The organism is Pedobacter nyackensis, assembly GCF_032678475.1.
Taxonomy (GTDB): Bacteria; Bacteroidota; Bacteroidia; order Sphingobacteriales; family Sphingobacteriaceae; genus Pedobacter; species Pedobacter nyackensis_A.
The window spans coordinates 227,040-239,209 of the sequence record NZ_JAVTSF010000005.1 but is presented as its reverse complement, the minus strand read 5'-3'; the positions used below and the strand labels follow the sequence as shown (position 1 = coordinate 239,209).

The window sequence follows — 12,170 nt, the reverse complement described above, 5'->3', positions numbered from 1 at the left end:
ATGCTTTAATAAGAATAATGAACGGCGGTTATTTTGTTAAGAAATTTAAAAAAAAGAAAACAAATGGTCAAAAACCTATCTGACAAGCGTTTAAACGAGGTTGAGCGGGAAAATGTTTTTTTGTGAACAGAAATAATGAACAAAATGAACAATAGTACGCCTCTGAATTGCTTGGAATGAACAATTCGAACGGAGAATGGGATCGAATCTATGCCTAAAATTGTAGCATTATTATATAATCATCTCAATCCCTCTCCTATGAAAAGGACATCTACCCTGCTAGAATTGTTTAAAAAGTATCTTTTCCTTCTTATTTTCTTTTGTATAACGATTGTAAGTTCAAAATCGTATGCGCAAGCAAAGGAACGTGTTTATGCGACTTCACAAAGCTCGAATAGTACAGGCCTTTGCATAGGCTGTGGCGTTATAACGCCTACGCTGGCAACAGATGGTAGTCCTTACACGAAATCGACCGTAAACCTGACAGTGGCATTACTCGGAGCCCGGGTTTCTCAGGATCTTATATTTTCTCCGACGAACTTAACCGGTAGCCCTGCGGCAGTAGTTAAATTAGGTACCGGCGAAAAACTGTTAACGGCTAACCTCCTCGGGGGTATTAAACTTCAGGCTGTTAATGCAGCCGGTCAGCTTGTTGGAAACGAGTATGATGGGAACTCTGGATTATTAACGCTTTTGGCGGTGGGTAATCAGACGGAAGTTTTTATCCCTTCTCCAGGTGTACCTTATAATAGGATAAGGGTGACAATAGATGGTGGGCTTGTAAGTGCCGCTGCATCAATAGATGTTTATCACGCTTATTATTTAAAAGATGCAACAAATATAAATTGCGATCTGCCAGTTGATGAATTACATGGGATATCTTCAAATATTGCAGGTCTGGGTGGAGTTTCGAATCCACTCAATGCAATGGATGGGAATGAGGCTACTTATGCTACGTTGGGTGCAGTAGCAGGTGTTTTAGGCTATACTCAGCAAACGGTTATATTCCCCGGTTTGTCTAAAGCTGGTGATTCAGTACGCGTATTAATGTCTACTGGAAGTGCCCTGGTATCTGCCGATTTATTAAGTGCAATTTCCATTCAAACTTTTAACGGCGATATCCCCGGAACGCCGGTTAGTGGTAGTGGGTTACTTAACCTTCGGCTTTTGAGTCCCGGAAGTACCATTGGGGTGGTAACTTTTGCGCCGACAACCTTGTTTGACCGGGTTCAAATCAGGGTAGGCGGTGTAGCTAATGTATTAAACGCGGTGAATCTTCACGAAGTTTCCCGTTCAATGGCATTACCAACATCAATAAAAATAAATACAACAACTACAGTTTCAGCCAATGCGATTGCTTGCTCAGGTGATGCTGTAGTTTTAAGCATCAATACACCAGAAGCAGGTGCAACTTACACCTGGTATACTCAGGCTACCGGAGGTACAGGAGTTACAGGCACAAGCTTTACACCTGCGGCCCTTGCTACTGGTGTTCATGATTTTTATGTATCCGGAAAAAGGGACAACTGTACAAATGAAACACCACGGAAACTGGTAAGGATTACAGTTAATAAACCATCCATACCGGTTGTATCAGTTCCGCTTCCAATATGTAGTGGTTCTAATACAACCTTAGCGGTCAATACGCCAGTTGCAGGAGAGATCTATAAATGGTACGAACTTGAAACAGGAGGTAGCCCGGTTTTTACAGGAACAACTTTTGTTACGCCAAATTTAGCGGCGGGTAAATCATATTATGTGGAATCTGTTATAGGAGCTTGTGCGAGTGTCCGCACTAAGGTAGATGTAACAGTTAATCCAATTCCTGCCGATGCGGAGGTGACCTTAATCAATGTAACAATTTCTAAAGGGCAAAGCGCTTCCCTTACTGCTAAAGCTGATGTGGGTAGTACTGTAAATTGGTATACAACTGAACAGGGGGGAACACCAGTTGCTACAGGAAACGACTTTATTACACCTGCCCTAAATGTAAATACTACTTATTATGTAGGGACACAAAGTGCAGGTGGTTGTTTAAGTGCTAATCGAATTGCCGTTCTTGTTACGGTAACCAATATTGATCCGGGTTTAGCTTGTAATGTTCCCAACGCGCAAAGTAATGGTGTAAACGGCTTGCTTTGTGTTGGATGTGGTGTAGAAAACCCAATGTCTGCAATTGATGCAGATTTAACTAACTTTTCAAGTATCAGGTTAGCTGTGGGGGTTGCAGGTTCTGCATATCAACGTTTGATTTTCCCTAACATAGGTGTTGGTACAGACAGTATTCGTCTGGAATTAGGTATACCTGGTGGTCTAGCGGATGTTTCAGTGTTGGGTGGTATCACAGCAAATGTGCTGATGAACGGTGCAGTTGTTAAAACTTATAATCTGAACTCTTCGTTATTAAATTTAAGCCTATTGGGTGGAGGTCGTTTTAAAGTAACGATTCCCGCTGGGGCCGCCTATAATGGTATCGAAATACGGTTGGGTGCTGTAGTGACAGCCTTGACTACCGTAAATGTTTATGGTGCAACAGTAATTTATCCAAATCCAATAGTTGCTACAACTGGCCTGAATATTTGTTCTGGTACTGGAACTACGCTAACTGCAACTCCGGTTGATGGCACCACCCTGAAATGGTATGCCGATGAAACAGGCGGTATTGAGCTGGCTTCAGGAAATAGTTACTCTCCAACAGGACTGACCACATCTACAACTTATTATATACAAGTAGGTAAAGGGACTTGCGTAAATGCAGAACGCATTCCTGTTAAAGTGAATGTAAACCCTGCCATAGTTTTTCCAACCACTACTTTAGCGAATGCAAATTTAGCATCTACCTATGCTAAACAAATTACGGCTGCAACAGGTGGTACACCAGCATTTAACTATACGGTAGCTCCTGGAACTGCACTTCCTGCCGGATTAAGTCTGTCTGCAACGGGAGTGATCTCTGGAACACCAACGGCTCCGGAAGATACCTATACCTTCTCTATTCTGGCTACAGATAGCAAAGGCTGTACAGCTGTAACGCCATTTAGTTTAACAATAAAAGGTGCTTTATCACTTGAGACAGCATTACTTCCTAACGGAACTGTTGGCGTAGTTTATCCAAAACAAACACTTCCGGAAGCATCCGGCGGTACAGGACCTTATACTTATAGTGATCCTGAAACAAGTCTTCCTCCGGGATTAGACTTTGATCCGGCAACCCGTGAAATTACGGGTACACCAGCTCAGGCTGGAACTTATGTGTTTCCTGTAACGGTTACCGATGCAAATGGAAATACAAAAACAATAAATTACACGATTGTGGTTAGGGATCCACTAGCTTTACCTCCGGCAACACTTGCAAATGGTACAGTAGGAATTCCTTACCCAACTCAGGTTATTCCGGCAGCAACAGGTGGAATAGGTCCTTTTGTTTACACTGTCCCGGCGGATAAGGTACCAGGCGGGTTAACTTTTAATCCACTAACTCGTGAGATTACAGGTACACCAACACTTGCAGGAACTTATACAATTCCTGTTACTGTAACAGATGGAGACGGAAAAACGATTACCAGAAGCTATACGATTGTTGTAGGAAACCCATTGGTTTTACCTCCCGCAACGCTTGCCGATGGAAATGTGAATGTTGGATATACCTCACAACCAATTCCAGCTGCCACAGGGGGGGCAGGCTCATATACTTATGCTGCTACAGTAGCAAGTCTTCCTCCGGGGCTTACCTTTAATCCAACTACCCGTGTCATTTCAGGAACGCCAACACAATCGGGTTTGTATTCCGTAAGTGTAACCGTAACTGACGGCGCTGGCACTAAAGCGTCGAATACCTATTCATTAAGAGTAATTGGTGCATTGAACTTGCCAACAATGGCTTTAGTTGATGGTACTGTTGGAACGGTTTATACCGAACAGACTTTACCTGAAGTAACTGGTGGAACCGGGCCTTATACATATACTGCCGCTAATGTCCCTGCGGGATTAGATTTTAATCCGCTTACACGTAAGTTGACCGGTACGCCGACAACTGGTGGAACATTTACATTCTCGGTAACTGCAAAGGATGCAGCCAACAATTCAACAACAACAACCTTTACTGTAAAAGTAAAAGTTGATGCACCAGTAGTAGCTTCAACGAGTATCTGCGCGGGAAGTACGACTGCGCTTAGTGTAAGTAACACATTACCGCTGGTAACTTATAACTGGTATGCGGCGACAGGAAATACACCAATCTTTACGGGCGCTACTTATACTACTGCTGCGTTAACTGCGAATACGACTTATTATGTAGAGGCCGTTTCTGGAACAGCAACAAGTAGTCGTACTGCAGTAACCGTAACCGCACGTCCAACTCCGGCCTTAGCTGTGGTTTCTTCAAGTCAGTCGATTAGTGCCGGACAAACGGCTACACTTCAAGCTTCAGCAGAAGCAGGAAATACCATTAGCTGGTTTGCAGGAGAAACAGGTGGTGTAGCTTTGGGCTCAGGTACGAGCTTTACCACTCCTATATTAAATACTACCACAACTTATTATGTTGAAACAACCAATGCAACGGGCTGTAAAAGTGCAACCAGGGTTCCGGTTGTTGTAACTGTGACCAGTGGTCCGGTTAATCCTAACTGTAATGCCGCTACAGGTCAGGTAACTAAAATTGAGTCCTTACTATGCCTGTTGTGCGGAATCACTGATCCGTCTGGTTCTACCGATGCAAATGCGAATACATTTACAACCATTAACCTTGGTGTTAATGTGGCAGGTGTAGCTTATCAGAAAATGATGTTTGGAAAGGAGGGGGCTGCCACTGATAGCATTCGTGTTGACATGGAGATCCCAGTTGGCCTTGCCGATATAGGGGTGTTAAACGGTGCTACAATTACTGTTTACAAAGGTGGTACTGCAGTTAAAGTTTATCCTTTAAATTCTTCGTTGTTAAATCTTCAGCTTTTAAGTGGCAACAGGGTTCAGGCAACATTCCCTGCAACTGCTGCGTTTGATGCTGTTGAAATTCGGGTAGGTTCTGTGGCGGGCTTACTAACCAATTACAAAATTTATGGTGCTACGATCATTTATCCTAATCCAACAGTTGCCGCAACTGGTCAAACCATTTGTGCAGGCAATACGACTACTTTAACTGCTACAGCAAATGGTGGTACAATACTAAATTGGTATGCGGCATCAAACGGAGGAGCATCTCTTGGTAATGGTACAACTTTTACTACCCCTATACTTAATGCCTCAACAACTTATTATATAGAAGTGAGCAAAGCCGGTTGCGCAAATTTACAACGTATACCGGTTAAAGTTAATGTAACTCCAGCACCAGCTGCACCGGCATTTGCAACGGTATTGCCTGTATGCTATGGATCAACAACGAGTATTGCTGTAAGTAACCCGGTAACGGGTGTAAGTTACAACTGGTATACAACAGCTGCGGGCGTTACTCCGGTATTTACGGGAACAACGTTTGTGACGCCAGGATTATTTGCGAATACTACTTATTATGTGGAAGCAGCTAATCCGGGATGTGGAGTTTCTACACGTACTGCTGTACCTGTTACTGTTAATCCGGTGGTGACTTTACCACAGATCCAGGCTTCTGCAACAACTGTTGCGCCTGGTCAGACTGTCATTTTAAATGCATCGTCGCCAGATGCGAATGTTACCTTTAACTGGTACACTTCTGCAAATGCAACAACGCCAATATATACTGGTGCTACTTATGTTACCGCACCACTTACTGCAAATACTACTTATTATTTAGAAGCTAAATCGAATACAACAGGTTGTACTTCGCTTAGCCGTGTACAGGTAACGATTACTGTTGACAATAGCTTGCCTAGCCCGGTTCCGTGTGAAGCCGCAATTTCAGAAACACACGATGTTAACGGTGTGGCACTACTTTCAGCTGTATTTAATCCACAATTGGCTGTTGATGGTGATACCAGAACTGGTTCGTCATTAGTGATGCCTGTTGGCCTTCTGGGCGCTTCAGTTTATCAGCGTTTAGGATTTGGTTCTGTTTCTAGTGCCGGAGATACCGTTAAGGTATTACTAAGTGCACCAGGAAAATTATTGTCTCTGGGTTTATTGTCAAGCATTCGGGTTTCTACTTATAATGGCGCGACAAGTAACAATGATGCACTTTCTTTAAACAGTAACTTGATCAATCTGGAGCTGTTGAGTAACAATAGCCAGGCCTTGCTTAGCTTTGTTCCTGCAGCAGCATTTGATCAGCTGGAAGTTCGTTTGAATTCAGGACTTGCAGGTGTGCTTTCGACTATAGATGTAAATTATGCACATCGCATTTTAGTAGCACCTACTCTGGTAGTGGCTAATCCTACGATTTGTGCGAATACACCAGCAACGCTTACGGTTAAAAATCCCAATGCGGCACTTACCTATAAATGGTATGATTCGAGGGCGACAGATGCCGTAGCTTTGGCTACGGGAACTACGTTCAACATTGCAGGATTAACAACAAATAAAACTTATTATGTAGCTGCTACCAGTACCACTGGTTGCGTGAGTTATAAAACCAAGGTTGATGTTACTGTAACTCCGGTACCTGTATCGCCTACGTTGGTTAATTCAACGATAACTACTTGTCCCGGATCTGATGTTAGGCTTGAGGTAGCAAATCCGCTTACAGGAATTACTTATAAATGGTATGACAACCTTGGAGTTTATCAGACAAATAAAGATGGGGCGACCTTCATCATCACAAATGTAACTGTTGCTACCAGTTATTCGGTTGAAGCCGTTTCAATCGCATGTAATGTGCCTTCAGCAACAAAAGCAACTGCACAAATTACTTTAAATGGTTTGGATAAACCGGTAATTACACCAATGGCAGTAACCATTAAGTCTGGAACTTCCGCTGTATTAACTGCAACGTCCAGTACTGCTGGTGCCAACTTTAAATGGTACGATGATTTTCCATTAAATACGGTTGTATCAACTGATGCCCGTTATATTACAGCAGTCTTAAACAATCCAGGTAATACGCCTAAAACCTTTACGTTTTATGCAACTGCAGAACTTGCTGGAGGATGTCCTGCTTCGGCAGAAGCAGCTGTGGTAGTAACTGTATTACCTGCCAAAGACCCAAGTGGGGTTCCATGTGAGCTTGCTACAGTATTGGTGAGAGAGGGTGTAGATGGTGTTGCCTTGCTGACTGGAGTATTTAATAAGGAAAGAGCTACTGATGCTGATGCCGAGAGTGCTTCTTCGCTAGTTATGCCAGTTGGTGCACTTGGTGCATCTGTGTATCAGCAAGTAGGGTTCAACGGTTTATCTACAATTGGAGATACTGTACGTGTGCGTATCAGCGCTCCGGGGAAATTACTTTCATTAGCAGTATTGCCTTCTATTGAGTTAACTACATTCCAGGGGACATTAAGTAACAATGATATGTTGCTTGCCGATAATCCGCTGATTCATCTGGAATTATTGAGTGGTGACAGCGATGGAATCATTTCATTCGTGCCTACAAAACCATTCGATGGTATTGAGCTTAGATTAAGATCAGGTCTTGTAGCCGCTTTAACAACACTTGATTTCAACTACGCACAACGTGTACTGGTTGCGCCAAAAGTAACAAGTGCAAACGCTTCTGCCTGTGTAGGAAAAGCGGCAACCTTGAACGTTCAGAACCCGTCACCGCTAGGAGGACCAATTACTTATACCTGGTATAAAGATGATGGTACCCCAGTTGGAACAGGTAGCTCGTATACCACTGAAACAACATTGGCTGCGGGTACTTACGATTATTTTGTAACTGCAAGTCGTAATGATTGCGCCAGTGCAAAAACTAAAGTTACCGTAACCATATTACCGGCACCAGGTGCACCGGTGCCAGTTGCGACAAACCTTAAAAGTGTTTGTCCTAATGTGGCAGTTGTACTTGCTGTAACTCCCGTAGCTGGTGTAAGCTTTAACTGGTTTGATGCTTTGACTGCCGGAAACCAATTGGCAACAAACACGGATACTTATACAACTGCAGCGAACCTGACTCCAGGAGTATACAACTTCTATGTAGAAGCTTCAAATGCAAATTCATGTATCAGCATGGCTGCACGTACAATGATTACATTGACTGTTAAACGGTTATCTACTCCAGCTGACATTGCTGTAACGGGAGCCGATTTGCCATTCTGTAAAGATACTAAGGCAACTTTAACGGCTAGCAGTGCGATCGTTAATCCGAAATTTACCTGGTTTACTGATGCTGCATTGACTAACCCGGTATCTACGAATGCGGTGTATGAGCCAATTATTACAGCTAATACTACATTTTATGTGAGTGTAAGTGGTGATGACGTTTGCGATGGCGGACCTGCGAATGCAAAAGTAGTGAACATTGTTGTGAACCCACCTGCAGTAGCGGCTGATATCAATGTCACAGGAGCAGATGCACCGTTCTGTAAAGGGGCAAAAGCTTTGTTGACAGCAAGTTCAACAACTGTAAGTAATCCGAAATTTACATGGTATACGGATGCCGCATTGACCAACCCGGTTTCAAGTAACGCTGTGTATGAGCCAGTGGTTACCGTAACTACTACTTATTACGTAACCGTTAGTGGAGATAATAAATGTCCTAATTTGCCGGCAGATGCTAAAAAAGTAACGGTAACTGTAAATACACCATCGGTAGCTACTGATATTACAGTTGCCGGAAATGATGGGCCGTTCTGTGCCGGAGTAAAAGCAAAATTAACAGCGACTGCAGATGCTGCAATCGTGAACCCTAAATTTATATGGTATAGTGATGCCGCATTAACTGTTGAAATATTCAGAGGTGCCATCTACGAACCAACATTAACTGCCAGCACTACATATTATGTAGCTGTTAGTGGTGACAACAGATGTCCTAATGAGTCTGGAACTGGAAAAGTTGTAGCCATTGTGGTTAACAACCCATCCACACAGGCCGATCTTAGTGTTGCTGGCAATAATGCTCCGTTCTGTAAGGGAACAACAGCTAAATTCACTGCAAGCAGTACCACAGTTGACAATCCTGTATTTACCTGGTATAGAGATGCTGATCTTACAGACGCCGTATTTACCGGACCAATATTCGAACCTGTATTAACAGCAAGTACAACCTTCTATGTAACTGTAAGGGGAACGAACAGATGTGAAAGTTTGAAAGCAGGAGCGAAGGTCGTTACTGTGGTGATTAACCCGCCTGCGGTATCAGCTGACATCGCCGTTACCGGAAACAATGCACCATTCTGTGCGGGTACAAAAGCGCTGTTAACAGCAACAGCCCCGCTTGTAACTGGTGCCGTATTTACCTGGTATAAAGATGCAGCCTTAACAGATATAGCTGCTACCGGTCCTGTGTTTGAACCAGTAGTGGCGGTTACTACAACCTATTACGTAACCGTTAGTGGTGCTAATAAATGTCCAAATGTACCTGGTGATGCAAAAATTGTAACACTTATTGTGAATAAACCTGCAGATGCTTCGGATTTAATTTTATCGGGTGCCGATTTGCCAATTTGCGCAGGGGCAACCGTTAAGCTAAATGCTGCGAGTACTACTGTTACCGACCCTATATTTACCTGGTATACTGATGCGGCCTTAACAAATGCAGCATTTACGGGTGCTGTATTTGAGAAGGCCATTACCGCTACAACAACTTATTATGTAACGGTTAAGGGGGCTAATAAATGTGAAAACCTACCTAATACAGGTAAGTCAATAACAGTTATTGTAAATACACCATCAACAGCCGCAGATATTACTGTTACAGGAAATGGAACTCCATTCTGCGCCGGAGCAAAAGCAACTTTAACTGCAACGGCAAATGCTGCGATAACCAATCCTAAATTTATATGGTACAGTGATTCCGGACTATTGAACGAGGTATTCAGAGGTCCTGTTTATGAGCCAACTGTAACAGTGGGTACTACCTACTATGTAACGGTTAGCGGGGACAACAGATGTCCAAATACACCGGCAAATGCGAAAACAGTAGTTATCATTGTAAACAAACCGTCAACAGCTGGTGATATTACAATAGCAGGAAATGATGCCCCATTCTGTAAAGGAACTAAGGCGAAATTAACGGCTAGCAGTACAACTGTAAACACCCCGGTATTTACCTGGTACAGGGATGCAAACCTGACCGATGTGGCTGCTACAGGACCAGTGTTTGAACCGGTACTTACTGCAACTACAACTTATTATGTAACCGTTCGCGGATCAAACCAATGTGAAAATCTGAAAGCAGACGCTAAAGTGGTTACTTTAACAGTAAATCCACCGGCATTAGCTGCTGATATCACGGTTGCCGGAACCAATACAGGTTTCTGTGCTGGTTCAAAAGCAATGTTAACGGCTAGCAGTACAACTGTTGACAATGCAGTGTTTACCTGGTACAACAATGCGGCCCTGACAGATGTTGCATTTACCGGTCCTGTATTCGAACCTGTATTAACTGCAACTAAAACATACTATGTAACTGTAAGAGGAAGCAATCGTTGCGAGAATGCCAGCGGTGATGCTAAAATTGTTACCCTGGTGGTGAACCCTCCTGCAATCGCTTCTGATGTGGTTGTAGCAGGAGCTGAGACCCCTGTTTGTGCGGGTACTACCGTTAAATTAACAGCCAGCAGTACTACAGTGACCAAACCTGTATTTACCTGGTACAGTGATGCAGCATTGACAAATGCTGTGTTTACCGGACCGGTACTAGAAAAAGCGCTTACTGAAACCACTACTTATTATGTAACTGTGAAAGGCGATAACCGCTGTGAAAACGTTGCGGGGACAGCTAAAGTAGTGACGGTAACGGTTAACCCATTACCAAATACCCCTGGTGTTGCTACTACCGGGACCACAATTTGTTCTGAGGAAGCGACTACGCTAACGATACAAAATGCACAAGCTGGAATTACCTATAGCTGGTACAATGTGCCGAATGGAGGTGCTCCGGTTGGTACAGGTACATCTTTCACTACAGGTGTTTTAAGTGCAACGACTGACTTCTATGTGCTTGCAACAAGCGCTGCTGGTTGTGGAACTGCAACGGGAAGAGTTAAAGTTACTGTAAATGTGACAACCAAACCTGCGGTTCCAGCAGTGGCTTTAGGTACTGTTAACACCTGCCTTGGAAGTTCGGCAACTTTAACGGTATCCGGACCGGTATCAGGTGTAACTTACAACTGGTATGCAACGGCCATTAGTACGACTATATTGGGCTCAGGCACAACCTTTACCACGCAACCAATTACAGCAGCAACTACGACTTTTTATGTTGAAGCCAAATCTGGAAACTGTATCAGCACCTCACGTACACCTGTTATTGTAAATGCTGGTGCAATTCCATTGCCACCTCCATCAGTTTCAGGTGCTTCGGATCCATTGTGTCCAGGTAGTACTGCCGTGTTGACGGTCAACAATCCAGACCCTTCATTGAAGTATACCTGGTATAGTGTAGCAACAGGCGGAACTGCTCTGGCCGACGGAACTACATTTAATGTTCCTGTACTAAATGCGACAACTATTTACTATGTAGGAGCCAGCAATGTTCTAACTGGTTGCTCAAGTGCTACACGGACCGCAGTTACGCTTACTGTGTCAGCAAAACTGGCCGCTCCTGTAGTTTTAGTACAATCACGAACTGCAACGAGTGTCACTTTTGCGTGGGCAGCGATACCCGATGCAACGGGTTATGAGGTTTCAATAGATAATGGTTTAACATGGATACAGCCAAGCTCTGGAGCTGCAGGAACCTCTCATCTTATCGCTGGCTTACAACCTGACCAAAAAGTTACGATCAGGGTAAGGGCCAAAGGTCAGCTGGATTGCCAGTTGAGCGATGCGACTACCTTTAATGGTAGCAGCGATAATCCACTAGGCAATGAGATTTTTGTTCCGAATACGTTTACGCCAAATAACGATGGTAAAAATGATGTGTTGTATGTGTACGGAAATACTATAGCAAAAATGAAGTTCCGTATATACAATCAGTGGGGGCAGTTCTTATATGAGTCACTAACCATTCAAAATGGTTGGGACGGAACTTACAAAGGACAGATGCAACCAAACGGAGTGTATGTGTATTACCTGGATGTTGAGTTTAACGACGGTAAAAAAGCGACTAAAAAAGGTACCGTAACACTTTTAAGATAAATGTATCCGGGAACAATGAAAAA

1 protein-coding gene is annotated in these 12,170 nt (G+C 43.5%); it reads left to right on the top strand.

The genetic code is table 11. The features are described 5' to 3' along the window. The first annotated feature begins 258 nt into the window (after positions 1-258). Entirely contained in the window at positions 259-12,147 is an 11,889-nt protein-coding gene (locus R2Q84_RS17355; RefSeq protein WP_316817848.1) for a putative Ig domain-containing protein, read from the top strand. The last annotated feature ends 23 nt before the right edge of the window (positions 12,148-12,170 follow it).